At 38.9% G+C, this 24,744-nt stretch carries 25 protein-coding genes and 1 other annotated feature; of the genes, 15 read left to right on the top strand and 10 right to left on the bottom strand.

The window, feature by feature from the left end; translation table 11 throughout:
* Nucleotides 1–97: 97 nt before the first annotated feature.
* On the top strand, nt 98–334 hold the full coding sequence (locus RB215_RS13945; RefSeq protein WP_004588153.1) for a helix-turn-helix domain-containing protein: 237 nt from the start codon (nt 98–100) through the stop codon (nt 332–334).
* Between the two features lie 150 nt (nt 335–484).
* Complete coding sequence (locus RB215_RS13940; protein WP_309216593.1) at nt 485–1,291, top strand: N-6 DNA methylase; 807 nt, start codon at nt 485–487, stop codon at nt 1,289–1,291.
* Nucleotides 1,292–1,690: 399 nt separating this feature from the next.
* Here RB215_RS13940 and RB215_RS13935 read toward each other — a convergent pair whose 3' ends face one another.
* Both RB215_RS13935 and RB215_RS13930 read right to left on the bottom strand, forming a co-directional pair.
* Complete coding sequence (locus RB215_RS13935) at nt 1,691–2,365, bottom strand: hypothetical protein (protein WP_013463096.1); 675 nt, start codon at nt 2,363–2,365, stop codon at nt 1,691–1,693.
* Between the two features lie 120 nt (nt 2,366–2,485).
* Nucleotides 2,486–2,998: a hypothetical protein gene (locus tag RB215_RS13930; protein ID WP_024604506.1), complete on the bottom strand. Its 513-nt coding sequence runs from the start codon at nt 2,996–2,998 to the stop codon at nt 2,486–2,488.
* Between the two features lie 85 nt (nt 2,999–3,083).
* Here RB215_RS13930 and RB215_RS13925 point away from each other — a divergent pair, with 85 nt between their 5' ends.
* Complete coding sequence (locus RB215_RS13925) at nt 3,084–3,716, top strand: recombinase family protein (RefSeq protein ID WP_263972598.1); 633 nt, start codon at nt 3,084–3,086, stop codon at nt 3,714–3,716.
* Between the two features lie 415 nt (nt 3,717–4,131).
* Nucleotides 4,132–4,575 carry a hypothetical protein gene (locus RB215_RS13920; RefSeq protein ID WP_024604508.1) on the top strand — a complete coding sequence of 148 codons (444 nt, stop codon included), beginning with the start codon at nt 4,132–4,134 and terminating at the stop codon, nt 4,573–4,575.
* Between the two features lie 58 nt (nt 4,576–4,633).
* Here the strand turns inward: RB215_RS13920 and RB215_RS17855 are convergent, their stop codons facing one another.
* From RB215_RS17855 to RB215_RS13900, 5 genes are all read right to left on the bottom strand, one after another.
* Nucleotides 4,634–4,948 (bottom strand): DUF4879 domain-containing protein, encoded by a 315-nt coding sequence (locus tag RB215_RS17855; RefSeq protein ID WP_089368985.1) that lies wholly within the window; start codon nt 4,946–4,948, stop codon nt 4,634–4,636.
* A gap of 35 nt (nt 4,949–4,983) precedes the next feature.
* Nucleotides 4,984–6,186 (bottom strand): IS256 family transposase, encoded by a 1,203-nt coding sequence (locus RB215_RS13915; protein ID WP_008465246.1) that lies wholly within the window; start codon nt 6,184–6,186, stop codon nt 4,984–4,986.
* A 125-nt stretch (nt 6,187–6,311) separates the two neighbouring features.
* Nucleotides 6,312–7,031 carry a hypothetical protein gene (locus RB215_RS13910; RefSeq protein ID WP_024606314.1) on the bottom strand — a complete coding sequence of 240 codons (720 nt, stop codon included), beginning with the start codon at nt 7,029–7,031 and terminating at the stop codon, nt 6,312–6,314.
* 106 nt (nt 7,032–7,137) lie between these two features.
* On the bottom strand, nt 7,138–8,037 hold the full coding sequence (locus RB215_RS13905) for a TniQ family protein (RefSeq protein WP_050582235.1): 900 nt from the start codon (nt 8,035–8,037) through the stop codon (nt 7,138–7,140).
* A 169-nt stretch (nt 8,038–8,206) separates the two neighbouring features.
* Nucleotides 8,207–9,426 (bottom strand): IS3 family transposase gene (locus tag RB215_RS13900; RefSeq protein ID WP_223230517.1). Its coding sequence is split into 2 segments (ribosomal slippage): nt 8,207–9,138 and nt 9,138–9,426, totalling 1,221 coding nucleotides; the frame shifts between segments, so codons are not numbered across the junction.
* Nucleotides 9,032–9,148, bottom strand: a sequence feature (AL1L pseudoknot). It overlaps the preceding gene by 117 nt.
* Nucleotides 9,427–9,599: 173 nt before the next feature.
* Here RB215_RS13900 and RB215_RS13895 point away from each other — a divergent pair.
* Together RB215_RS13895 and RB215_RS13890 are read left to right on the top strand one after the other, a co-directional pair.
* Nucleotides 9,600–9,980 carry a hypothetical protein gene (locus RB215_RS13895; RefSeq protein WP_024606317.1) on the top strand — a complete coding sequence of 127 codons (381 nt, stop codon included), beginning with the start codon at nt 9,600–9,602 and terminating at the stop codon, nt 9,978–9,980.
* Between the two features lie 240 nt (nt 9,981–10,220).
* A complete protein-coding gene (locus RB215_RS13890) occupies nt 10,221–10,658 on the top strand; it encodes a hypothetical protein (protein ID WP_013463093.1) in 438 nt (145 codons plus the stop codon).
* A gap of 43 nt (nt 10,659–10,701) precedes the next feature.
* Here the strand turns inward: RB215_RS13890 and RB215_RS13885 are convergent, their stop codons facing one another.
* The gene (locus RB215_RS13885; protein WP_013463092.1) at nt 10,702–11,274 is read right to left on the bottom strand and encodes a YolA family protein; all 573 of its coding nucleotides are present in this window, start codon (nt 11,272–11,274) and stop codon (nt 10,702–10,704) included.
* A 988-nt stretch (nt 11,275–12,262) separates the two neighbouring features.
* Here RB215_RS13885 and RB215_RS13880 point away from each other — a divergent pair.
* From RB215_RS13880 to RB215_RS13835, 9 genes are all read left to right on the top strand, one after another.
* Nucleotides 12,263–13,396 carry a tyrosine-type recombinase/integrase gene (locus tag RB215_RS13880; protein ID WP_309216592.1) on the top strand — a complete coding sequence of 378 codons (1,134 nt, stop codon included), beginning with the start codon at nt 12,263–12,265 and terminating at the stop codon, nt 13,394–13,396.
* Between the two features lie 7 nt (nt 13,397–13,403).
* Entirely contained in the window at nt 13,404–14,117 is a 714-nt protein-coding gene (locus RB215_RS13875) for a phage integrase SAM-like domain-containing protein (protein ID WP_309216590.1), read from the top strand.
* A complete protein-coding gene (locus RB215_RS13870; protein ID WP_309216589.1) occupies nt 14,102–14,893 on the top strand; it encodes a hypothetical protein in 792 nt (263 codons plus the stop codon). The genes RB215_RS13875 and RB215_RS13870 overlap by 16 nt, the downstream gene beginning before the upstream one ends.
* Nucleotides 14,890–16,695 (top strand): site-specific integrase, encoded by a 1,806-nt coding sequence (locus RB215_RS13865; RefSeq protein ID WP_309216588.1) that lies wholly within the window; start codon nt 14,890–14,892, stop codon nt 16,693–16,695. Before RB215_RS13870 ends, RB215_RS13865 begins: the two co-directional genes overlap by 4 nt.
* Nucleotides 16,688–17,092 carry a TetR family transcriptional regulator gene (locus tag RB215_RS13860; protein WP_165745027.1) on the top strand — a complete coding sequence of 135 codons (405 nt, stop codon included), beginning with the start codon at nt 16,688–16,690 and terminating at the stop codon, nt 17,090–17,092. Before RB215_RS13865 ends, RB215_RS13860 begins: the two co-directional genes overlap by 8 nt.
* Before the next feature lie 128 nt (nt 17,093–17,220).
* On the top strand, nt 17,221–17,925 hold the full coding sequence (locus tag RB215_RS13855; RefSeq protein ID WP_309217171.1) for an N-6 DNA methylase: 705 nt from the start codon (nt 17,221–17,223) through the stop codon (nt 17,923–17,925).
* The gene (locus RB215_RS13850; protein ID WP_309217170.1) at nt 17,925–19,175 is read left to right on the top strand and encodes a restriction endonuclease subunit S; all 1,251 of its coding nucleotides are present in this window, start codon (nt 17,925–17,927) and stop codon (nt 19,173–19,175) included. The genes RB215_RS13855 and RB215_RS13850 overlap by 1 nt, the downstream gene beginning before the upstream one ends.
* Nucleotides 19,175–21,685: an EcoAI/FtnUII family type I restriction enzme subunit R gene (hsdR, locus tag RB215_RS13845; protein ID WP_309216587.1), complete on the top strand. Its 2,511-nt coding sequence runs from the start codon at nt 19,175–19,177 to the stop codon at nt 21,683–21,685. The genes RB215_RS13850 and hsdR overlap by 1 nt, the downstream gene beginning before the upstream one ends.
* 716 nt (nt 21,686–22,401) lie before the next feature.
* Nucleotides 22,402–23,658, top strand: a complete 1,257-nt coding sequence (locus RB215_RS13835; protein ID WP_309216585.1) for a hypothetical protein — start codon at nt 22,402–22,404, stop codon at nt 23,656–23,658.
* Nucleotides 23,659–23,854: 196 nt separating this feature from the next.
* Here RB215_RS13835 and RB215_RS13830 read toward each other — a convergent pair whose 3' ends face one another.
* Together RB215_RS13830 and RB215_RS13825 are read right to left on the bottom strand one after the other, a co-directional pair.
* On the bottom strand, nt 23,855–24,196 hold the full coding sequence (locus RB215_RS13830; RefSeq protein ID WP_051385864.1) for a PDZ domain-containing protein: 342 nt from the start codon (nt 24,194–24,196) through the stop codon (nt 23,855–23,857).
* Nucleotides 24,197–24,286: 90 nt separating this feature from the next.
* Nucleotides 24,287–24,589: a hypothetical protein gene (locus RB215_RS13825; protein ID WP_024601566.1), complete on the bottom strand. Its 303-nt coding sequence runs from the start codon at nt 24,587–24,589 to the stop codon at nt 24,287–24,289.
* Nucleotides 24,590–24,744: the final 155 nt, after the last annotated feature.

The raw sequence follows: 24,744 nt of genomic DNA, 5'->3' as shown, positions 1-24,744 counted from the left end.
AAATCCTAATAAACTTCTTATAATAATGGGTATTATAGGGCGTGGTAGTTAAGCCCTCAACATGAAAATCTAATCATTTTGCCTTGAGGAAAATCAGGTGAGTGATTTAGTTAAACATTTTGGTGAAAAGCTACGAGAAAAACGCAAAGAAGCAGGCTATTCGCAAGAAGGTTTTGCTGCCTATGTAGGAATAGAGCGCGGTAATTACGGAAAAATGGAAAGAGGTAATGTTAATATTAAACTCGAAACCTTATATAAATTAGTAAACGCATTAAATTGCGAGTTTGAAGAGATACTACCGGCAAGGCAAAAGTATAAAATTGACCTAGACTAACCAAAAACTACTTGGTACTAATATATTATTAATTTTTTAATTAATTAGGGTATATTAATCACTATTACCTCAGGAATATAAATAAGCGAGTGAGTTGCTTTAAGCAAAAAAATCATCTCAAGCTCACTGGCTAACAAGGACTTAATTTACATGTTCGAACAAACCTTTAAAAATATCGACGACATTTTCCATAAAGACGCAGGTTGCTCTAGCGAACTAGACTACACAGAGCAATCGTCGTGGATGCTATTTTTAAAATACCTTGATGACTTAGAGTTTACTAAGTCTCAAGAAGCCGAATTGATGGCAGAAGACTACCAATATATTATTGATGAAGAGTACCGTTGGAGTTCGTGGGCTGCACCGAAAACCGCTAATGGTGAGTTTGATCACGACAACGCCTTAACAGGTACCGATTTAATAGATTTTGTCGATGGCGAGTTATTCCCTTACCTTAAAGGCTTTAAGCTTCGTGCTAAAAGCCCTGACACCATTGAATACAAAATTGGTGAGATATTTAGCGAGATCAAAAACAAAATTCAAAGTGGCTACTCACTTCGTGACGCGCTAGAGAAAGTAGATGAATTACGTTTTCGCTCACAAGAAGAAAAACATGAGCTTTCACACCTGTACGAAGTAAAAATTAAAAACATGGGCAACGCTGGTCGCAACGGCGGTGAATACTACACACCTCGCCCATTAATTCGCGCGATGATTGACGTATTACAGCCACAAATTGGCGAAACCATATACGATGGTGCCGCAGGCTCGGCAGGTTTCTTATGTGAAGCATACGACTACCTTCGCCAAGGTGGTGCCAGCAACAAGCAGCTTTCAACCAGCGACTTAAAAACCCTGCAAGAAAACACCTTTTACGCCAAAGAGAAAAAATCTTTAGCGTACGTTATCGCCATTATGAACATGATTTTGCATGGCATTGATGTTGGAGGACATTAAAGTATGAAACTCGACAATAAATACTAAAACCATGACAATAAAGTTCGAAACTTTTCGATGCTATTTGTCTCAGTCTGCCTTTTGTTCTAACAAGCTTTTGCCCCAAACGTGTTAAAGTAATTACTTTATAGGTCGGCTTTGAGCGATAACCGGACACTGAAAAAGTTAAATTTATTCCTGTGTTTTAAGTAGAAATCTAATTTTGTCCAATAACATTATTAAACGCCGTTTTGGGGCAAAATAACATGCTTAATTCCTAGCTGTTTTAATTACTTGTTTACAAAGGTAATTATTGGTGAAATTATCAGGGTATGTAATATACGCCGTTTCGGTGTGTTATAAACCACCAAAATGGTGTTCAATAAGCTGTTAGCTGTTTTGCTATGTTCTAGGCTTTTTTCAAATAAAAACATCGACTTTCTTTTTGTCGGTTAACAATAAAGCAGCCTTTTCTTGATATAAATCAAAAGTATCGTCTGATATAAATTTATCAAACGTATTAATTATTTCTTTCATGTAAGAGGCTCTTACTTGATAAGTCTGACGTTCAGGATATTCTTTAGCAAGTCCATCTAATTTCTCTGAACTATTAGAAAAATACTCCATAACATTAATTTTTTTATCAGGATCTACATCCCCTCCACCATAAGAAAGGATCCTAAGTTTAGACTCTAAACTATTCATATCTTCTCTTTTTTTGGATATTATGGGGTTTCCTGACTTACCTAATCTAACTGGTTCATCACTATCGTATTTTTGTGTGTATTCTCGTTCCATTTCATTCACATTTTTAACAATACTATGAAGTTCTTTTATACTCATATTAGAAAAGTTGAGCTCTTCTTTTTTAAATACTTTTTCATATGCACTTCCCTCAATTAATGATGAATCAAAAGCATTATTGTCTTTTTTTTCTTTAACTTTAGGATCAAGGTGAGTTGTGTTTATATTAATTTTTAAGCCACTTTCGCTTGTTTTAGTAGAAAAGCTTTTTATTTTTTCATCATCACTGTTTGTAAAAATAGATATTTTACTTTCAAATAGAGTAGGTAGTAGATTGGTGCTGATTTTCATAAAAATCCTTTTTCATATGTCGTTTTCTTTTATCGACATAATTTTATAAAACTTAAGCTTTTATTTTAGATTGTTTTCTATTAACGACTCATAGGGCTGAGTCGTTAATAGAAAGTTTAACTAGCCACCAGATCTTACTTCATAAGTAATTCCACCATAAGTAGATCCAGTTGTTGTTTTATTTTCAACTTCCCAATAATAAGTGCCTGCATTAAAGATAGAAGTGGAAACTGCTACGCTATATCCGCCAGCAACTCTATCTCCATTGCTATCAACCAAAGTCACTTTGAAATCATGTCCGTCATAGTTTCTTAAAATTGCAAAACCGTATCTACGGCAATTACCACCATCATAAGTAAAGCTTGCAATAGTTCGAGTCTGCTCCAATTTAAGACTAGTGTATCTAGTGTAAATTGTAGGGCTACAACGTTCATATTCACTGGTTGTTTGCTCATTTTTAGCTGCTTCTTCAAAATCAAGAATAGAATTCAATGATGCAACTTGATCATGTTGCTCTTGTACTTGAATCGAAGATGACTCTGTAACCGAAGTATCAGCACTGATTGCATTGAAAGAAAAACTTGCAGCAGCAACAACAAACATTGTTGCAGGGAGTAAATGTGAATATTTCATAACTTAAAATCCTTTATTGAGTTAGTTTACAAAAAGCTATACTTTATGATAACTATATTTGACTATTATCAAAAGTACTCTCATAATGTTTTTATCAAAACATCTTAAAGTATACGATAAAAAAATGTCAAAAATTGGATACGCGAGAGTAAGCTCAACAGGTCAAAGTTTAGAAGTGCAACTTGATAAGTTAAATCAAGTTGGCTGCGATAAAATTTATCATGAAAAGCAAAGTGGTAAAACAGCGGCTCGACCAGAGTTTCAAAAGTGCATGAATTATCTTCGGGAAGGGGACACTTTTGTTATCACCAGATTAGACCGTCTTGCGCGTTCCGTTATTCACTTATCACAAGTTGCGGAGCGCTTTCAGGCAGAAAATATTGATCTAGTAGTAATTGACCAAGCAATTGATACATCTACTCCCACTGGAAGGTTAATGTTTAACATGTTAGCAGCCATTGCCGAATTTGAAACTGATTTACGCTCTGAGCGGCAACTAGAGGGTATTGCTAAAGCTAAAGAGCACGGCGTTAAATTTGGTCGACCAACAAAAAGAACCGATGAAATAGATTTAGAAATTTATAATAAAAGGAAAGAAGGTGTACCCATTGGTCAATTGGCAAAAGATTATGACTTGGGTTCGGCTACGATTTATAGAATATTGAATGATGTATTTGAAAAAGTATCAACTGAAGCAACAAAATTATCGCTAGGCTAGATCTCATTCATTCGAGATTTAAATGAATACTTAATTATCCCCTTATTTAATCGGCAATAGTTTGCCGTTATTAAACCATACTATTTCCCATTTGCCGCTTCTGTTGGCTAAAATCACTGACATTTCTACCTCGATGTGTACTTTCGTGCTTATACCACTTTCATTAATTAAGTGATCTATTTTAGGCGGAGGAAAATCATTAAACACAAGGCTTTTTTACATAACTAGCTGTTCTAATAATTAAATAAATAACGCAGTAGTTAGTGGTTTTAACCCATATAAATGATCACTTAGTTTGTGAGATTAGTATTAATACTTCTAAAAAACCTGTTGCAAATAACAGGTTTCGATTTGTTGGCCTGCTACTTGCTCTGATATAAGCATTGTCGTTGCAATATTTAATAAGGGAGCAAATATGCAAATTACTAATACACCGTATGTTAATCATGCTGAGTCAGCCCAACATAGCGCGTTAAGCACAAGAATAAATGATGGACAGGCTACTAACACAACCAAGAAAACCGAAACAGACACCGTTTCAATCAGCTCTGCCGGTCGCAATGCTGAAGCTAAATGGCAAGAAATTGCAAATAAATACGATATGACCAATATTTCTGGAAATGAAGTAATGGGAATGGCTAAAGAGCTTTATGACAATAAGTTAATTTCTAGCGGTCAAATGCTTGATATGTATACACCACCAAGTATTGATTTTAATTTAGATGAAAAAGTTAATTATGTAGCTCACGTGACTAAGGAATTGGAAAGCCTAAAATTACATAGTGACGGGTCAGCTCAAATGAGAAATGCAATTGAAGCTAAGTCTAGAGTGTTTGATATTGTAAAACTTATTGGTTAAATACCCATGTTCGTGTGTCATTGTGAACATGGGTTGTGCTCTAATTCTTGTGTGTTAATTATTGAACGAAAACAGAATCACTCCAAAAACCAAATGGTGATGCTATCGAATTTGCTGAAACATTAACAGTACCACTTATATTTGATGCGCCAAAAAAATCGAATTGATGGAGGAATCCAGTAACTGTTTGGCCTGCACTACAAGTACTTAGGTTTGCTCCACATCTAGGAGTGCTAGATGTGGCAGATACACTAGAACCTGCAAACGTTGCGTTGTTTGTATTACCGTAACCGAACTGAAATACATAAACTCTAACTTGGCCACCGCCATGATTTTGAGTGGTTGAGAACTGATTAGCTGATACAGGGTCTATAGAGGGCGTTCAGAATTCTGTGTCAGCCTAAGTTGCTAAATATCTAGCACACCATCTAACCTACCTTCGAAGTGGATGGCCAATTGCGACAATGTCAGATTCCAATTATGGATTGGCATTGTCCATTTCTTCGAGGCATTCAATATGCCTGCATACAATAATTTCATCAAGCTGTTTTCATTAGGGAATGCTCCCTTAGTCTTGGTGAGTCGTCTAAACTGACGATGTACAGCTTCAATTGCATTTGTGGTATAAATAGCTTTTCGCACGTAATCTGGATACTTGAAGTAAACCGACAGATTGCCCCACTTTCGACGCCAAGACTCGATAACGATAGGGTATAACTTGCCCCATTTGGCATCTAATTCGGCGAGAGCGGCTTCTGCTGCATCTTTAGTGGCTGCCTTATAAACGGGTTTCAAGTCAGCCATAAACTCTTTTTGGTGCTTTGAAGCAACATACTTCATCGAATTACGAATTTGATGAATAACGCACTCCTGCACTTCGGCGTCAGGATAGATTGTTGCTATTGCTTCAGGGAAGCCTTTTAGTCCATCAACACAGGCAATTAAAATATCGGATACACCACGATTATGTAAATCTGTTAATACTGATAGCCAATAGTTAGCCCCTTCACTTTCAGAGATATATAAACCAAGTAACTCTTTGCGGCCCTCGATATTGACACCTAGTACGGTATAAATAGCCTTACTCACGTAGCGCCCATTTTCTTTAATCTTATAATGAATAGCATCAAGCCAGATAAACGGGTAAAGCGTGTCTAAGCTGCGCGCTTGCCATGCTTTAAGCTCTGGTATCAGTTGGTCTGTTACGGCAGTGATGGTGGCCTCTGATACCTCAACGCCATACATATCCTGTATGTGGCCTCGAATATCTCGGTAGCTCATACCTAAAGCAAACATAGATAGGATTTTCTCATCAATTTCAGGCGTTAACTTGGTTTGGTTCTTTTTAACAAGCTGAGGTTCAAACGAACCTGAACGATCTCTGGGCGTTTCAAGTTCGAATTGACCTATGGATGACTTAACTGTTTTTTTGGTTGAACCATTTTTACGGTTAACTTGGGTCTCAGATTCTAAATGCTGCTCTAATTCAGCTTTAAGAGCCGCTTCGGTGAGTTGTTTAATTAATGGTGTTAGAACACCGTCTTCGCCAGTAAGGCCTTTACCAGCTTGAAGTTCAGCTAATGCTTTGTTGAAGTCGAAAGATTGAGTCATGTGTCACTCCTGTTTTCTTAATAATACTGAAATGACACAGATTTCTAAACACTACCTCAGGATTTAATTTCTAGCGAACCTTCATAATTTAAAAGGGCCTCTAAATGAGGCCCTTTCGCAATAAATTACTCTCGTTCTGCATTTCTTCTAAGTTGAGATGAGATATTATCGTTTAACTCAAGCCAACTAAAGTCCTTATTCCAAGCCTGTTTAAAGCTTTCTCCTCCTTGTGAATTATCCAGAATTTCTTTTAAATCAAATATTTTTGAGAAATTATCTTCGTTTACGTCGTAACTTGACCACCCCCTAACTCCCAAGTCAATGTGCTCTAGAAAGCTCGATTTAAACTCGTTAGCTGCGGCCACAAAATCCCCGTTGTCATTTAATTTTTCAGATATCAGACTTTTCTCTTTATCATTAATAGAACCTGTAACTTCTAGCTCACCTGATTGACTGATTGATATCCCCCAGTCTTTATTCGCTAATGATGGTTGTTCGGCCGCTATTTCAGCCACAATATTGTCATACTGAGTAAACATTTTTTCAACAGAGTTGGAAACTTCACCACCCGGCATATAAAGATTCACAGTAGCGATTCGAATATTATTTAACGCTTTTTCTTCTGCTTCCCTTGTTGATACAACATTATTTGTTGATATATTCATTGGCTTATCATAGGTCGCTTTAGGCTCTTTAGGCTGATCATTATGATATATGTCCTTAGCTAGTCGCTCCATTTCACTATTTATTTGTTCTTTACCATTTACAGGTTTATTAATTTTCACTTCTGAACCGTTCGATATAAACTGCGATGCTAGATTAGTATCATTTGAATTAACTTTCATATCATTTTCCTTGTTCGTTATTTATTACTAGTTATCGGCAGGTTATTATCTTACTTTAGTTGTTTCTAATAAGAAAAATTAACTTAATATACATAGATAATAAGCATTACTTAAATCTTAGACTCGGCATATCTTTGTAGAGGTAATGTGGGCGTAGTTTTTTATACTTAATGGCTTCATTTATCTTCCTTGGGTATTTTTCGATTAACCACCATGCGAGCTCTAAAATATAATGCCGCTCAGATAAAGAGCGCTGCTCAAATGCTATTTTTACATCACTTATATGTTGATACGGCATATTTGTTTTGTCACATAAGTATTGTTGTAAATCGGGAGCCAATGAGTGTGAGGCAATAATTCTACAAAGCTGATGCAGTAAATTAAGCCTCTGAGTTTTTACTTGACCTGAATTAACAAAACCACGGTCTAATACCGCTAACTTCCATTTCCACCTTCGATGTACGTTCTGGTGCCAAATATTAACAGGAATAGGAGTGAAATCAGTTAAACTTACCCCGCATTTCCAACACACCGCTAGATCTGGAGCATCTAACTGGTGATATTTTCCAAGCTCTATTCGGTGAAAAGCAACTGCCATTCCACAATGTCTACACCTATCTTCCATGAGTATTAAGTGTTTTGGGCAAAAAGTATAAAAAGCCACTCGCCAAGCAATTCGATAATAAGCGTCTGTACTTTCAGCTAAGCATAGGGGACAATACTGCATGCCAAAACCTGTATGAGTACGATGATATAATTTAAGCGGTGTTATCCAGCGTAGCTGACCTGACAGGCTTGTAGACTCAAATAAACGCCCCTCAAATAGACTTAGCGTTGTTTTCTTTGCTTCCCTAAGTGTTACCCCCGTTTTTACTGACATCTGCTCTAACAACCTTTCAGGCGCTAGCCTATCTATATCCCTATTCCAAAGTTCATAACGCTTATTAAAAGCAAAATGACCAAAGCTTTGTACTTTCAGGCCATTGTGATGTGCAGTTCGCACCATCCATGAAGATAAACACTCCCCTGGTAATGGGTGCGGATGAGCTGGCTATAATTTTCCAGACAACATTTAAATTGCCTTGTCTAACTGACGCTTTCTTTGTGAAGGTGTTACCCAGTTTATTTTATCTAATTGAATCGCCCCGAGTTCATCGGAGACCAGTTTGTTTAAGTCAGGCCACTTTACCTGACTCGTTTAAATTATCATAGTAGTCTGTTTCATATTGAGCTGGTGAAATATACCCAATTGAAGATAATAGGCGTTGATTATTAAACCAATTAACCCACTCTAACGTTGCGTATTCAACAGCATCAACATTCTTCCACGGGCCATTTCTGCGAATAATCTCTGTTTTAAATAATCCATTTATTGTTTCAGCCAATGCATTGTCATAAGAGTCACCCACACTGCCTACAGACGCTTGAATTCCAGCTTCAGCAAGTCGCTCAGTGTATCGTATAGACAAATATTGGCTGCCTCTGTCGCTGTGGTGAATTAACCCTTCGGGGTTGCCACGATGCCAAATAGCTTGCTCTAACGCATCAAGAATAAGCTCTGTGTGCATTGTCGTTGATACACGCCAACCTACAATGTATCGTGAAAAAACATCTATCACGAAAGCGACATAAACAAACCCACTCCATGTGGCAACATAGGTGATGTCAGCTACCCAAAGTTGATTTGGCTGCTCAGCAGTAAATTGACGATTAACTAAATCAAGTGGCTTATCTTGTTGCTCGTCAGGTATCGTTGTCTTATGTGCTTTACCCCGACGAACACCTTGAATTCCCATAACTCGCATCAATCGTTCGACTGTACAGCGGGCGACTTGATGGTCGTCAAGCTGTAGCTGCTTCCATATTTTTCTTGCACCATAAACTGACATATTATCCTCCCACACTTCGCGAATGAGTATTATCAGCTCAGCATCACGCTTTTTGCGGTTAGACAGTCGCTCAGGCTCTCTTTGTATCTGTTTATGAGAATAATACGTTGATGGTGCAATCGGCAATTCCTTGCAAATTGACTCGACACCGTAATGCTCTCTGCAAGCATCAATAAAATCCACTATTACTTCTGTTTGCGGTCGAGCTCCGCTTGGGCGAAAAAAGCGGCAGCTTGCCTCAGGATATCATTCGTTCGCTTGAGCTCTTTATTCTCGCGCTCTAAGACGGCAAGGCGTTCTTCAGTTGATTGCGTATTAGAAGAGGGTTTAGACGGTTGAGCTTGAGATTTCTTGACCCATGCTCTAAGTGTTTCTGGGGTACATCCCAGTTTATCTGAAATCGATACTAGCGCAGCCCAAAGAGAAGGGTATTCATGCTGTTGTGTGGTAACAAGCCTAATTGCACGTTCACGAAATTCTGATGTATAGCGATTTGATTTTTTCATAGTTCCAGTTTCTCAAGTTATTGAGTCTCTGGCAAACACGGGGCGATTCATTCGACAGCGTGCCTATTATCTCATTTTGTCATACACAGTTTTCATCTAAAATAACCTGTTGCGCCTTTAAAAATAGGCGTATACGCTTTGTTTACACCCGTATACATCAGAGGTATTTTAGAATGGCTATTCTAAGCATCCGAATTGACGATAAATTAAAAGAGTCTTTAAGTAGTGAGGCGCAAAAGGAAGGTATTTCTTTATCTGAATATGTGAAGAAATCACTGGAAATTAAGAGCGTTGATACTCATATACTAGCAACAGAGAAAAACTTAAAAAGCTCTGTTGATAGTATTAAAGATTTAGCGCTCGTCTCTCAGGAGACTGTACACGAAGTTGAACTAAATATTCAGCGGCTAAATGAATCGCTTAAAAATGCAAATCACTTAAAAGAAATCAAAAAATTGAAATGGATATTGATTTCTATATCCCTCATCTTTGTATCAATCTCGATCCCAATATTTCACTTTAATATTGCTTATTTCAAAACCTTCTTTTATTAGGCTTTATCCTGAATAATTTAAGGCCTATGAGCCAAGCCTATTAGTAAATATTCCAGTTACCGGAAAGCCTTTGCCGTCCAACACCTCTGTATTAAGCTTTTCACTTTACGATGAATTACCTTCAACAACTTAATTTAAATAAACTTTTTAAAGGCGTTTTCAAAAGACTATAAGTGTATAATTATGGCGCAGGTTTTGCAGTTAATATCACTCATACGATCATACTAAGGAAAAGAACCTATGCGAGTTGATGCAAACGTACATTATTTTAATGGGAACCAGCGTACCAAGCCTTCAACAGAGGCCTCAACGTCATTTTCGGCTGCATTAACAGCAGCACAAACAGACAATGATAAGACTGACAGCAGCACAAAACAGGCGGATTTCACTAGTATGACCCGGCAAGAAATGCGGGACTGGGCCAACACTCAAATCCGCAATGGAGAAATGTCTCTCGATGACGGCAGGCCTTTCATGGCTATGACTATGAAAATACCCGTAAATGGAGGCGAACTGGCAGGTGCACACAGTGATGAAACACGATATAACTTCATTCAAAAAACGCGTGATGGCATCCAAGGCGCACTGTCACGCAATGACGAGACTACTTTGAAGATGTTAGAATCAGCTATGTCTATCATGCAAGACAAAAGTACTGGTGTTAACATTCGTATTTAGAAATATAAAAAGGCCAGAATGTCTGGCCTACATCATTAATAAATCAAAGAATACTGATCTGGACTGACATAGTATTCCATGGCGAATTAGTCGAAGTATTTTGGTATTTGAATAATCCGTTTTGATGACCATCGACATTGTATTCATTGAGGAAACCCACGACAGTTTGCCCAGCGGTACAAGGCCATGTGTAATTACTACCAGTCACACAAACAGGCGTACTTGAGTACATTGTGGAACTCGGAAGTAACCCACCGTTCATCCAAGCAATATGATTATAACCATAACCAATTTCTAAAACAGCAGTACGCAGCTGCTCTCCCCCATGATCACATGCAGTTGTTGTCATACCAACAGTGGACTCCCACCCACAATCAGTTGAACCAACAGCATATACCCACATTGAAGATAGCGGCGGAGCTGATGCTCGAGCCATTAATTCAGACTCCATGCGGATGTTTTTGATTTCGGCAGGAGCTGGAGCATTCTGACTAGTGAGTACAGGAAGGGAGGTAATTACTTGTTGACTGCGCGGAACTTCCTCAGCATAACTCATATTACTTACACCAGTTGCTATGACTACAGATAGCAGGCAATTAATTAAATTTATTTTCATAGTCCTTGAATTTCCCTTTTAATATCAATTGAAAGGTATTTATAGTTCACGCCTTTAGCATTGTCAAAAAATGAAAACATAATGATAAATAATTAATTTTTATATTTGTTAACTGATAGCAGAAAATCAAACACAAGACCTTCATCCAACAACTGAGTTTCACCGGTGAAACTTTAATTTTAGCGGCTAAAATAATGGGGTATCACACTTTGACCTGCAATACCCCCTACCTAACAATTAACCTATTAAACTTATAACCAATTGGGCTACAGAAATTAGGGAAATTAAATTAATAGAAAACCTTCCTTCTACTTTCACTTTATAATGAATATCTATTTTCATTCGCGTGCTCATTAATATTGATAGTGCCCCAACCGCAGTGTAATCTTAAATTGCCGTAAAAGATTGGCGGTTAGAACGTGGCATCCATGCCATTTTACTATCGTTGATTTTCAACCAGGCCTCGTGCCTGGTTACCTTCATTTTTTATGTTTCTTTGATACTAACAAAATTTTTTAACTATCTGCGGCGCTGAAAAAATTAACCTGTCGCCTTAGTTCCGCTTAATCATAATTTAACGCATAGCACTTTTACGAATAAGCAAAAGGTGAGTATTTATTAAAATAATTGCCGGTGTATCTACCATTTCACATTAAAAACAGGTGCGGCGGCACTCTAGGTTACACTGTCGTATTAACCTAGAGGCCTTGCCATGTAAGCGCTAATAACGAATTGCACACGGGAAAGTTACACGCGTGATGTGAACGGTACTTTTGAACGGACTCGATAAAGTTATTGAATAAACAGGTCTGATAAACACAGCCGTACGTATTGCTATCTGTGCGTTGCTAATTTAGAAAAGTCCCTGACACGTTTCTGTCCAGAAACGTGTTACATACCAATGTCCACATAAAAAATCGTTTATTTTTGTAGCAAAGCATAATGCGTACAATTATACTGTGTTAATATACAGTGAATTAGGGCGATTATGCTTTGCATTAAATCCACATCTGACTTTGAAATTGAAAGTGTGAAGTACCCTAACTTTCCCCTCTTAACGTGGGAAGTTGATAATGCAAAGCTAGGGATTGAATCTGGAATGCTTTGTGTGGAAGCAATGCAATTCCTTATTTATGAGTGCTTGAAACGTGGTCGAGTAGATAGTGAAAATACTTGGTGGACTTATGCCCGCCACTTAAATCAATTCCTGACATTCTGTGAACAGAACGGTTTAGATTGGCGAGATATTTCTGAAAGCAGTGAAGATGAAATGCTAGTCAGTGCCTATCGTGACCTTTGTGTTGGGGATTTTGGTATGTCAGTTAATTCGACCAATCAGCATTTAAGAACGATAGTACGGTTTTATAGCTATGGTGTTGGTCGGTGGTTTGACTCATTACCTTATTCACTAGAGTCAGTTTCAGTGCGAAAGGGTCAGCAGTTCTTAGCTCACACCGAGAGAAATGGTGGTAAGAAATACAGCTCTGATTTGATGATGAAAACTTTTGAAAAGAAAGCTCAGTTTTTATCGGCTAATGAAGTTCAAGAATTGTTATCTTCGATTGAAAATCCAACCTTAAAGCTGATGGTTCGCTTATGTCTACAGACAGGTATCAGACGTAAAGAGCTGTTGTTGTTTCCGTTGCACGTAATACGAAACCCAACTGGAAATCGAGCTTACTACGAGGTCAATATTTCGCGAACCAAAGGTGAGAAAGAGCGTAAGATACACATTCCAACACGACTGATGGAAGACTTGTGGCGTTATGTCAATGAGGCTCGTTTTCGGAAGCAGCAAGAGTCAGGAGTGGTATCAGACTGCTTGTTTTTAACGTCTGATGGTCAAGAGTGGACTTCTCAAGGCTCTGCTTTTGGTAAGGCTCTCAAGTCGCTTAATTTGCCCTTTCACGTATCACCGCACATGTTAAGACATACTTACGCAACGCACATGCTAAAAGGAATGCTAGAACATAAAAGCAGCAGATTTGAACCCTTGATGTACCTACAAGCTCGGCTTGGGCATTCAAGTATCACAACCACAATGAAGTATTTGCACTTGGTTAATGATTTAGTCGATGACTTTTCGATTGAGTATCAGCAACAAGTTGATGCGATTGCGTAGGTAAAGTATGGCTAGGCAAAGAAAAAAACTGTCGATTAACAAAGACAAGCTAAAGAAAACGTCGGCAGTAGAGCCAACTATTGACACTACTCAAAATCGAGAAATAGTCCGACCAATCAACCCTGTTGTGAATTACCCCAATATCGGTTCAAAAGGTGGTAATGGTTCTAACATTAATTTTACTCGTTTCTATGGCAAAGGTTATGACGACATTACAAATCGAGTGTACTACACCGCAAAAGCTCTGCTGAAAAATACCGATGCTCTTAGCGAGGAAACTCAAAGAAGTTATTTTAATAGTGGTTTTTCCCATTTCGCTGAATACCTTACATTATTTAGGTATTCAGCGAGTGAGGACTTAACACAAGCAGATATTACACCAGAGTTGATCGACCAATATTTACTGCACCTTAAAGGTAGTGATATTGGGTATAACACCCAAAAAGGTTACTACACTCATCTCAAGTCAATGCTGATACACATGAGGGACAAGGGCTATTGGTCAGTCATTGGTTACATCAACCTAAACAGTGATTTCTTTCCTAAGAGCCCATTTCCAAATTCAAGTAAACGTGCAAAGGGCGAGAAACCTCTGACTTCCCATGAAAAAAGGCAGGTGGTAGTTGCGCTAAAACAAGCAATTAAGCCGATTTATCAAAAGACCGAACCACTAACAGGTATTTACGAAAATCACAGGAACTTGAAGTGGTGCAAGGAATAAAGCTTGATGTTGCTTATCTTATTGAGGCTATCATTGAGCGTAATAGCCAAGTGAGAAAGTCTATCGATTCCGACTTGGTATTTGTCTATGAGCCTAGAGTTGCCCACATAGGTGCAGAGAGAGGTACGGTCTCCTCTCTAGCAGAAAGGCTGCTTCGATATAACATCAAAAAATTCATCAAAGAGTACGACTTAAGAGATGAAGATGGTCGAACGATGAAACTTAATGTAAGCCGTTTTCGCAAGACGTTCATCAATGGTATTTATGAGCTGAGTGGTGAGAGTTTGTTAATTGCTGCGCGGCAAGCCAAACACAGTGGGACAGGAACGCTTGACCACTACCTGCAAGCTCCTGAGCAATCAAAGCGCAACTTGGGCTTAATGGGTGAGATACGAGTTAAAGAGCTAACGTGCGCAGAGCCAAGTGTCCCTGTAGGGCATTGTAAAGACCCTAAGAATGGCGATAAAGCACCGAAAAATGGCTCGTTCTGTAATGACTTTTTAGGCTGCTTCCGCTGTAAAAGCTTCGTTATTACAGGTGATGATTTGTACAAACTCTTTAGTTTTTATTGGGCGATTATTCGAAGCCGTGACGAGTTTGGTCGTAAAGACTGGAAGCGTCATTTAAAAAATGTTCTAAGAATCGTAGATGAAGAAGTTGTCCCTGAATTTGCAAAGCTTGGTCAGCTACAGCGTGTAGAGGCTGAAAAAGAACGGGCAAGATCTAATCCACATCCGTACTGGCAAAACCTTGATATGTTGAAGGTGACGCAATGAGTTCAATTGTGTTAATACTCACGCAAGCTGAGTTTGCAATTCAGCAATGCCCAAAGCCAAGCACCAGTGCGCTTGAGCAAGTCATTGATGGCTCTCTAACGGGTATCGTGACCTACATTAAACTCGCCAATGGTGAATACCAAACGCTATCTCGATTTGAGGAAGATGTATGGGTGTTTCCTGCTAGGAAAGGTACGAAAGCAACTATAGCAAGTGCATTAAACCTTACTTTTTCTACGATTGATGATACTCAAATGAAGCGCATGGCAAAGTGGGTAATCTGGAGCAAATTCAAAAAGGGGTTAGCTCTTAATACTCTTGTGAAAACATTGGACAAGTTGAAAAGTTATTTTCAGTGGGTTTTAAGCTCAGATACTACAGTTACACATGGGCTGACAGCTTTTACCTCAAATGCCTACGTTAGGCATGTAAATACCCTGCACTCAAAACGAAAAGGCGAGACTAAACCACTGACAGCAGTCACCAAGGTGGATAGATTCCGCGTTCTAGAATACCTTTATTACCACTGTAAAGAGTTTGATTTTGTCAAAGAGCATCCTTGGCCTCAATCAACCGCTAATGAGCAAGCAGGGTATGTTGGTGAAGCGTATCGGGAAGCCATTACCAAAGGTAAGACCCCCATTATTCCAAATAAAGTGCTAATTCCGCTGTGCCAGTTCACTAAATCATACCTAGATAAAGCTGATGAAATTCTGGAATCGTCAAAAAAGAGAGAAACATTGCTACTTCGAGATAGCTGTATCTTCTGGCTGTTACTCACAACGGGTATGCGTATCCATGAAATATTAGGCATTAAGCGTGATGCGTATCGCTCTGAAACGAAAGGTGACACCACTTACTACCACATCGAAACTGTCTCTGAGAAAACACATACAGGGTTAGCTGAGTGGATTGCGCCAAGGATAGCCACGGAAGCGATTGATATTCTTGGCCGTTTGAGCGCTCCACTTCAAGACCAACTTGAGTGTGATTTACTAAAAGCGAAAGCAAGCAACGATCATGTGGAAGCACATCGACTTGAGGAAATCTCAAACCACATCTGCCTATCGAAAAACCGGGGAAAAGGAAACGCAATTTACCTATTGTCAGGGGTGGCAATGACTAACACTAGGTTGCCAAACTTATGTGAACAAATAGGGAATAATTGGAACCTATCAGCGCACCAATTCAGACGTACCTTTGCTAATTATGCGGTTCACTCTGAATTAGGTGACTTGAGAGCATTAAAAGACCACTTTAAACATTGGTCAATTACCATGACCACTTTGTATGCCTTTAATGATGCTTTTGATGCTGAATTGTTTGAAGAAATGCTTCGAGAGAAATATCTGGTTGAAGAAGAAATTAAGCAAGATTGGTTTGAACTAGACATGCCTATCACTGGTGGCGACATAGCTCAAAACATCATGAAAGTCCGTGAGGATAAAGAGTTAATTAAATCTTTTGGCTCTCTTAGTGCTATGGCAAAGGCATACTCTAGCTCCATACCAATTCGCTCAACAGGTATTGGGTGGTGCACCAATGATGATGAGTGTAAGTGTGGTAAGCCTGATAGCTGTGAAAGCGGCATTGTAGATAAGCGACACCTGCCCTATTGGGAGGGAATGCTAGTGCAGCAAATGAAACTGATGCAATTGGATGATATTGGTGAAGCTGGTAGAGCGGCGGTAAAAAAAGGCATGGAACGCTGTGAAAAGGTTCTAGTGGCATTGGGTATTGATGTTGAAGCTATGAAGCAAGAGATTAACGAAAGAGAGAATATCGAGGTGATAAATGTCTAACCAGAAAGAAAAAGCGACACATAAAGCGGTTCGACTTGCCATTGTTCGAATCGAAAAAGGTCGTCCAAATACTGTTTCTCATAAACGCAAAATGAGTGTCGCTGCCGTTGCCGAAGAAGCAGGTGTAAGTCGAGCATTGATTCACCGTGATTGCCCTGAACTATTAGAGCGTATTAAAGGCGGTGTAAACAAAGATATTCGACAGCAACGTGATGCCAAACAAACTGAACTTAATAAATACAAAGACCGCAATCGAGACTTGCGGTCTGAGGTGGCAGAATTGAAAGCTATGCTCGCTAAAGTTCAATCACAAAATGCTACGTTAATACGAAAAAACATGGCTCTGAGCAATGTTCTTGCGGACAATAGCAATGTAACGCAACTAATATACAGCTAACTGCCTGAATTTAATGTTAATAATTTCAAATTAAGGTTACTTTTGAGATAGTTAAAAACATCCAAAAGTGTAACCTCAAACAAAGTTATATAAAACAGAAGGTTAGCCATAGTTACATGTAACGAACTATTTATAAATATTGTCTTCCGACAATTGAAGCACCTAACGTTATCCACACCAATACGCTGGGCGAAAACCTACAAGACATTACCCCAAGCAACCAGCACGACATTGTATTAGCTAACCCGCCCTTTGGTGGTAAAGAGCGTAAAGAAGTTCAACAAAACTTCCCGATTAAAACCGGTGAAACTGCCTTTTTGTTTTTGCAGCACTTTATAAAAATGCTCAAGCCTGGTGGCCGCGCCGCTATTGTTATTAAAAACACCTTTTTATCGAATACCGATAACGCCGCCATTGCTTTGCGTAAAGAGCTATTAGAAAACTGCAACTTACACACCGTGCTAGATTGCCCAGCCAAAACCTTCTTAGGCGCTGGTGTAAAAACCGTGGTTTTGTTTTTTACCAAAGGCGAACCGACACAAAAAACATGGTTCTATCAACTAGACCCTGGCCGCAGCTTGGGCAAAACTAACCCACTCAACGATAAAGACTTAAAAGAATTTGTAGAGTTACAAAAAGGCTTTGAAGACAGTGCTAAGTCTTGGTCATTAGCGATAACTGATATTGACGAAGCAACTTGGGACTTATCGGTTAAAAACCCGAACACGCGCGAGGCAGCCCCACTGCGTGAACCGCAAGCTATTATTGAAGAAATTATTGCGCTGGATAAAGAGAGCGAAGCGATTCTAGGTAAGATTCAGGAGTTGTTGTGATGGAGTGGCCGATTGTAAAGCTTGGGGATATTTGTGATTTTCAAAATGGTTTCGCATTTAAAAGCAAACTCTTCACAGATATTGGTGTTCCAATTCTACGCATATCAAATATCCAAAGTGGCTCTATTGATTTAAAGCGAGTTGCTTACACAGACCCAAATTCATACAAAGAAAACTTAGATCGTTACCGTGTTGTAGATGGTGATCTATTGATCGCGATGTCCGGGGCAACGACTGGAAAAATAGGTATAAATAATACAGGCATTGATTTTCTTCTTAATCAACGAGTTGGTAAATTTGTCCCTAGCAATAAATTAGACAAGCAATATTTATATTATTATTTATCTACACAAGTAGAAAAGCATTTAGAAATATCAGCTGGTGCAGCACAGCCAAACCTTAGTACTGAGCAAATAAAAGGGATGAAAATCCCATTCCCCCCTATCCCAGAACAAAAATTCATCGTCGCCGTTCTCGACCAAGCTTTTGCCGATATAGAACAAGCCCGCGCCAAGACCGAGAAAAACCTCAAAGACGCCCGCGAGCTTTTTGAAAGCTGCTTGCAGCAAGTATTTAGCCAGCGTGGTGAAGGGTGGGAAGAGTACCTTTTAGGAGATGTTTGCACTTTTAAACATGGCTTTGCCTTTAAAAGCGAGTTCTTTACCCAAGACAAAGGATATGTGTTACTAACGCCAGGCAATTTTTTTGAAGAAGGTGGATACCGAGACAGAGGCGAAAAGCAAAAATATTACGATGGCACTTTTCCTAACGAGTTTTTGCTATCAAAAGGGGCTCTTCTAGTCGCAATGACTGAACAAGCCGTTGGGTTGTTAGGCTCCCCAGCTTTGGTTCCAAAAGATAGTACTTTCTTACACAACCAACGATTAGGCCTTGTAGAGCTTACAGACGAATTTAGGGATAATCTGAGTATGGAGTTCTTATTTCACTTGTTTAATACAAAATATTTTAGATCTAAGGTACAAGAGACTGCCACAGGTCTTAAGGTAAGGCATACATCGCCTAAAAAAATGCAGGTGATACCTATCTGGCTACCTAGTGATTTAAATAAACAAAAAGAGATTGCTTTAAAGTTATTTAATTTAAAAGAAGAGTCTTTGAAACTTGAAGAAATATATAAAGCAAAAGCCCTTCAATTAGACGAACTAAAAAAATCCATCTTACAAAAAGCCTTTTCAGGTGAGTTAACGAAAACGCTTGAGGTTGATACAAACAAAGGAGCGGTGGCCTAATGTCACAAGCAAGGATGCGTAACGAAGCCGACACCAGAGCTGATTTAATCGACCCTAAGTTAGTCGCTGCCGGTTGGGGTGAAGTTGATAACAGCTTTATTCGCCGTGAACTTATCTGCCCTGGCCAAATTATGGCCGGAGGTAAACGCGCTAATAAAGTGCCGTGTGATTATGTGCTGGTATACAAAGGCCGAAAGCTTGCCGCCGTAGAAGCAAAAAAAGAAAGCCTAACTTATAGCGAAGGTGTGCGCCAAGCCAAAGACTACGCAAAGCGTCTGCAATGCCGTATTGCGTATGCTACCAACGGCCATGATATTTACCAGATTGATATGCTTACAGGCATTGAGACGCTAGTAAATGAATACTTATCACCGCAAGAGCTTTGGGAGCTTACCTTTGAGCAAAAAGGTGATACACCAGAAGCCTCTTTTACCACAGCTTGGCGTGATGCATTTTCTACCATTCCCTTTGAAGCCAAAGGCGATTGGGCACCGCGTTATTATCAAGAAAATGCCATTCATAATGCCCTTGAAGCCATTGCTCAGGGCGAACCACGAATTCTGTTAACGCTTGCTACAGGTACAGGTAAAACCTGTATTAGCTTTCAAACCGCATGGAAGTTATTTCAAACCCGTTGGAGCCTAACCGCGCAAAAAGACATTAGCCTTGCGAAAAAGCGCCCACGTATTTTGTTTTTGGCCGACCGTAATATTTTAGCCAATCAAGCGTTTAACGATTTTGGCTCATTTGGTGAAGACGCCATTGTGCGCATCACCCCTGAAGATATTCGTAAACGAGGCGGCGTGCCGAAAAATGCTAGCGTATTTTTTACAATTTTTCATACCCTTATGTGTGGGCCTAAAACCGAATTAAATAAAGCCACAACAGAAGAGGATGAAAATACACCAATCAAAAAGGCAGAAAACCCGTATTACGAGCAATATCCGGCTGACTTTTTTGATTTAATTATTATTGATGAGTGTCACCGTGGTGGTGCGAACGATGAAAGTGCATGGCGTGATATTCTTAATTACTTTGCCCCTGCTGTGCAACTGGGTTTAACCGCAACACCCAAACGCACCGATAATGCCGATACCTATGGCTACTTTGGCGAACCCGTTTACAGTTATACCCTTAAAGAAGGCATTAACGATGGCTTTTTAACGCCATTTAAAGTGTTACCCATTGTTGGCACTATGGATGAGTACAAGTACATAGAGGGGGATGGTGTTGTTGTAAAAGGCGATCCTGAGCCTGGTAAACTGTACAAAGAAGGTGACTTTAACCGCATTATTACCATACCTCAGCGCGAAGAGCGCCGAGTACACTATTGGATGGATCGCTTTAATCCTAAAGAAAAAACCATCGTGTTTTGTGCAACACAAGTTCATGCCGGTATGGTGCGAGATTTTATCAACCAGTATGCGGTGAAAAAGGGTTGGACCACCAATACCAACTACTGTGTGCGAGTAACCGCAAACGATGGCGTAGCGGGTGAAAACGATTTAAAAACCTTTTGTGATAACGAAAAAACCATTCCGACAATTCTAACTACATCACGCAAACTCTCTACTGGTGTAGATGCACGTAATGTTCGCAATATTGTGCTTATGCGCCCTTGTAACAACATGATTGAGTTTAAACAGATCATAGGCCGAGGCACTCGTACTTACGATGGGAAAGACTATTTTACCATTTACGACTTTGTAAAAGCGCACCATAACTTTGCTGACCCAGCTTGGGATGGTGAACCAATACCCAACAAAGTATGCCCAGAGTGCGGCACAACCCCGTGCCAATGTGAAGACACTGGCGGCGATGGTGCCGGTGAAAAGAAACCCTGTAAAGTGTGTGAACAAAAGCCATGTGTTTGCGAAAAGCCAGAGCCTGAAGGCTGTGATAAATGTGGCGAAAGGCCATGTGTATGTGAAAAGCTTGAAATAAAGCTCTCAGACGGTCGTACAAGGCAAATTAAGCATATTTCCTCAGCAATGTACTGGAGCGCGGAAGGTAAGCCCATTACAGCTAAAGAGTTTGTTGAACGTATGTTTGAAGACCTACCACGCTTCTTTGAAAACGAAGACGAACTACGTGAAATATGGAGTGACCCAACCACTCGCGAAAAGTTATTAGAAGATTTAACTGAAGCGGGTTACGACAGTGAAAAACTCGACAGTATGAAGGCAGTAATCGACGCTCAAGACAGCGATGTATACGATGTTTTATCCTACGTAGCGTATGCCGCAGAAGCGCAAACACGCACGGAGCGAGCTCAACAAGCCAAGCCTAAAATAAACTCAGCCTTTACTGAGTATAAACAACAAGAGTTTATCAACTTTATATTAAATAAATACATTGAAGATGGCGTGCAAGAACTGGCTCCTAAAAAAATGCGTAGCCTAGTAGAGCTTAAATACAACACCATTAATGATGCAGCGATTGAGTTTGGCTCACCAGCCGCGATACGCGATACGTTTATTGGTTTTCAGAAGTATTTATATGCAAGGTAGTTAAATTATCTATAGCTATCAGTAAGCAATTGAAAAAGCTTACTTGATGCCTCTGAGGGGTAAGTGAGCGACTATACTCTTAAGAGGCTGATATAATTATTAATTTAAAAAAAGGTAAGAAGATCAAAAATTACTTTTGCTCTTCTTACTGCTAGGCGTGCTTATAACCAGTATACCCACACCCACCACAATAACTACAGACAATTCAATTACATGCCGCGCATTCTATATCCTGAGAGTTATCAACAGGATTTTTACACGAGTAACAGCTATTTGTTCGCCGGTATTTAGGAGTATTAGAAATACCTTTGTATTCACATGGAGGATTTGTTTACGTAGCCTTCGTAATAGATGTAGTCAATATTTATCTAGAAGATACACTGAACGACTTTCTTAAGTAGGTATTCAAGCATATGTAGACAGTACCGGCGATTCTTATGATAATGCAGTACCTGAAACTATAAATGGTTTATTTATAACAGAAATTATTCGCAGGAATGGCTTGTGGAAAAATTAGATGTTGTTGGATATACAACCTTAGAATGGGTAAATTGGTTTCAATCAACAATTATACTCTTCAATAAGGTATGTTTCACCTGCTCAATATGAAACAGACTACTGTGTTAACTGAAACGAGTCAGGTAAATTGGCCCGACTTAAATAAACTGGACTCCGATAAGCTCGGGGTGATTTAAATTTAATGCATTGAAATTAATATGACTGATTTATACATTTGTTATGAGCAAGAAGTGAGTGAGCGTGAGGTTATAATAATTAACGAGTATTGGAGCCTAGCAAGCTCTGAGATACCCAGTTTCACTTACTCAATTAAAAAGCATGATGAGCTTTATAAAAGCTATAAGAATGATGTCGGAAACCTTACTAGCTTAATTAAAAAAAAGAGCAGTGTTAGTTGTTGCCATCCAAGTTTTATATGCGACAGCTGTAAGTCAAAAGTGACCACTTCATCAAGGCATGAGTGTTTGTCTAGGTTAAAACTAGCATCCTATACATGTGAGCGTTGTTTAATGACAGCAGCAGAGAAAGTTAAAAAAAAATCATTCGATATTATTAACGCCTACAAAAACAAGATATTGCAATCGGACTACCAACTTACGTCTTTAACGTATGTTGAAAAGCTGTGCTTGTTTATATTACTTACTGAATATCAATCAGCAGATAGGCAACCGTTAAGAATAATCCCCGAAGCTTTGCATTTAAGTGGGTGTAGGGAAATCGATATAAAATATATACGAAGCCTTGAGTCAAAAGGTGTGTTGGCTATAGTTGAATCGGTTCCTACAGAAGTTGCTCAAGCTAATAACCAGCTAAAGTATAACCGCTCAAGCTTTTTGGCTCCAGCAGATGTAAAGCGAGGTAATGGTGAGTTTGGCATGGGTGTATATCTGCGCTATACAAATGAGTTTGAATCACCCATAGAGCTCCAACAAAGGTTGTATTCTGAGATATGTTCTCGAAAGTTTAAAGAAAGTGATATTGAAGATCTCCGAATACTGATAAATGATATAAGACTAAACAACTTTTATAAAATTATAGCTTGGGTAAGCGAAGAGTTTCGAGTGCCTATTGAGAGCTCTTTAAAATTAGAAGGGTTACTTAATCATTGTGCAAAAAATTATTCGCCTTTTGTCGTTTGCTATTATATGTACTCAAATGCGGAAAAGGTGGCAGCACAGCTTTATAGGCGAAATACACAAATATACATAGCAAATAAGCTGTTTACTAAGTTGTTTGACAATTATCTTACTATGGCTGCAGAAAAAGGTTGGACACTTAAATATACAAAAAAATTACCTGATACAATTGAAACATCTCCGCTCGAATCTTTAGTTAGCAGTCACTTTTGTGGTAATAACTTTAACTGGCTTTTATTGAACACTAATGAAATATTTGATTATTGGATTTCAGGTGCTGACCTTAATACAGAGTTACTCAGGGTTGAAGCTAAGTGACGCAATATTTAATTGAGCTAGAGATAATAAAGGTATATTGACCTCAGGATTTTTGAGCTGACTTGAAGGTCAGCTCTGTGCCATAAGCGGACTGTAACAATAAAGTTGTAGAATAACCCCAAAATAAGCTCTTGAAGTTAATGGAGCCCATATAAAAGCCAACTTTTTTATCCTTGTTTAGTTTCTCGTTAGATTTTTACTCACCTACATGTATTTTTAGCAAAGCTTCACTGCCATCTAAGTTTTTAACTAGTAATAGTAATATTTCACCTGTTTCTTTATCCATAAGCTTTTTAGCTTTATCTGCTGGGCAGCCCGGGATTTTGCAACCATCAAGTTCGATAACTAATTGACCAACTTTAACTCCAGCTTTTTCTGCAGGAGATCCAGAATGAACTTCATCAATTTTAAACTCGGTTATTTCAGGACTAAAAAACCCATCAACAGACACACCGACGGCAATCCCAACTTTCCCTTTGGCGAAAGCTACAAATGGAAAAAACAAACAAATTAATAGAACCTTCCTAGTTAAATTCAAAAACCTTACTCCTTTAAAAAATTAACCGCCGTTTTAAGCGGTTTGTAATTATTTGCTAAAATATGAAACGACGTGGAACCGACAAAACTGTTAGAGGCCCGACTTGAAAAACCTTATACACGTATTGCTAATTAGTGAATTTTGTTTCTTAATTTCGTTAGCATTTTTATTTGTTTCTGCAACTGCTAAGTCAATTTTAGCTTTGGTACATTTATCAGACAGCTCTTTACTTACAAGGTAATTCTGATCTTTTTGATACTGAGCCATACCTTCTAAACCGTTATATTGATCTCTATCTTCAAGTATTTTATCTTTTTGGTATGGTGCTGGTTGGGTTGCACCACAAGCTGATAACAAAACGATCAGAGAAATTGGAATTAATTTATTGAACAATACCCTTACTCCATGTGTATAATTTAATAGCACGCGAATAGCGCATTTCTCTGCTATAGGCACGATAATATCTACATAGTTTTACCAAATTACCTAAGATATTACTATCTCTAAGTTTCTATCGCCTACAAAAAAGCTGAGTCAACAATATACGC

This window comes from Pseudoalteromonas sp. HL-AS2 (genome assembly GCF_031198805.1).
Taxonomy (GTDB): domain Bacteria; phylum Pseudomonadota; class Gammaproteobacteria; order Enterobacterales; family Alteromonadaceae; genus Pseudoalteromonas; species Pseudoalteromonas nigrifaciens.
This window is presented reverse-complemented; position numbering and strand designations above follow the sequence as displayed.

Bases quoted from the DNA above. Each gene is read 5' to 3' on its own strand.
- RB215_RS13940 (WP_309216593.1), top strand. From the start codon at position 485: ATGTTCGAACAAACCTTTAAAAATATCGACGACATTTTCCATAAAGAC.
- RB215_RS13935 (WP_013463096.1), bottom strand. From the start codon at position 2,365: ATGAAAATCAGCACCAATCTACTACCTACTCTATTTGAAAGTAAAATA.
- RB215_RS13930 (WP_024604506.1), bottom strand. From the start codon at position 2,998: ATGAAATATTCACATTTACTCCCTGCAACAATGTTTGTTGTTGCTGCT.
- RB215_RS13925 (WP_263972598.1), top strand. From the start codon at position 3,084: ATGTTTTTATCAAAACATCTTAAAGTATACGATAAAAAAATGTCAAAA.
- RB215_RS13920 (WP_024604508.1), top strand. From the start codon at position 4,132: ATGCAAATTACTAATACACCGTATGTTAATCATGCTGAGTCAGCCCAA.
- RB215_RS13915 (WP_008465246.1), bottom strand. From the start codon at position 6,186: ATGACTCAATCTTTCGACTTCAACAAAGCATTAGCTGAACTTCAAGCT.
- RB215_RS13910 (WP_024606314.1), bottom strand. From the start codon at position 7,031: ATGAAAGTTAATTCAAATGATACTAATCTAGCATCGCAGTTTATATCG.
- RB215_RS13905 (WP_050582235.1), bottom strand. From the start codon at position 8,037: ATGGTGCGAACTGCACATCACAATGGCCTGAAAGTACAAAGCTTTGGT.
- RB215_RS13895 (WP_024606317.1), top strand. From the start codon at position 9,600: ATGGCTATTCTAAGCATCCGAATTGACGATAAATTAAAAGAGTCTTTA.
- RB215_RS13890 (WP_013463093.1), top strand. From the start codon at position 10,221: ATGCGAGTTGATGCAAACGTACATTATTTTAATGGGAACCAGCGTACC.
- RB215_RS13885 (WP_013463092.1), bottom strand. From the start codon at position 11,274: ATGAAAATAAATTTAATTAATTGCCTGCTATCTGTAGTCATAGCAACT.
- RB215_RS13880 (WP_309216592.1), top strand. From the start codon at position 12,263: ATGCTTTGCATTAAATCCACATCTGACTTTGAAATTGAAAGTGTGAAG.
- RB215_RS13875 (WP_309216590.1), top strand. From the start codon at position 13,404: ATGGCTAGGCAAAGAAAAAAACTGTCGATTAACAAAGACAAGCTAAAG.
- RB215_RS13865 (WP_309216588.1), top strand. From the start codon at position 14,890: ATGAGTTCAATTGTGTTAATACTCACGCAAGCTGAGTTTGCAATTCAG.
- RB215_RS13860 (WP_165745027.1), top strand. From the start codon at position 16,688: ATGTCTAACCAGAAAGAAAAAGCGACACATAAAGCGGTTCGACTTGCC.
- RB215_RS13850 (WP_309217170.1), top strand. From the start codon at position 17,925: ATGGAGTGGCCGATTGTAAAGCTTGGGGATATTTGTGATTTTCAAAAT.
- hsdR (WP_309216587.1), top strand. From the start codon at position 19,175: ATGTCACAAGCAAGGATGCGTAACGAAGCCGACACCAGAGCTGATTTA.
- RB215_RS13835 (WP_309216585.1), top strand. From the start codon at position 22,402: ATGACTGATTTATACATTTGTTATGAGCAAGAAGTGAGTGAGCGTGAG.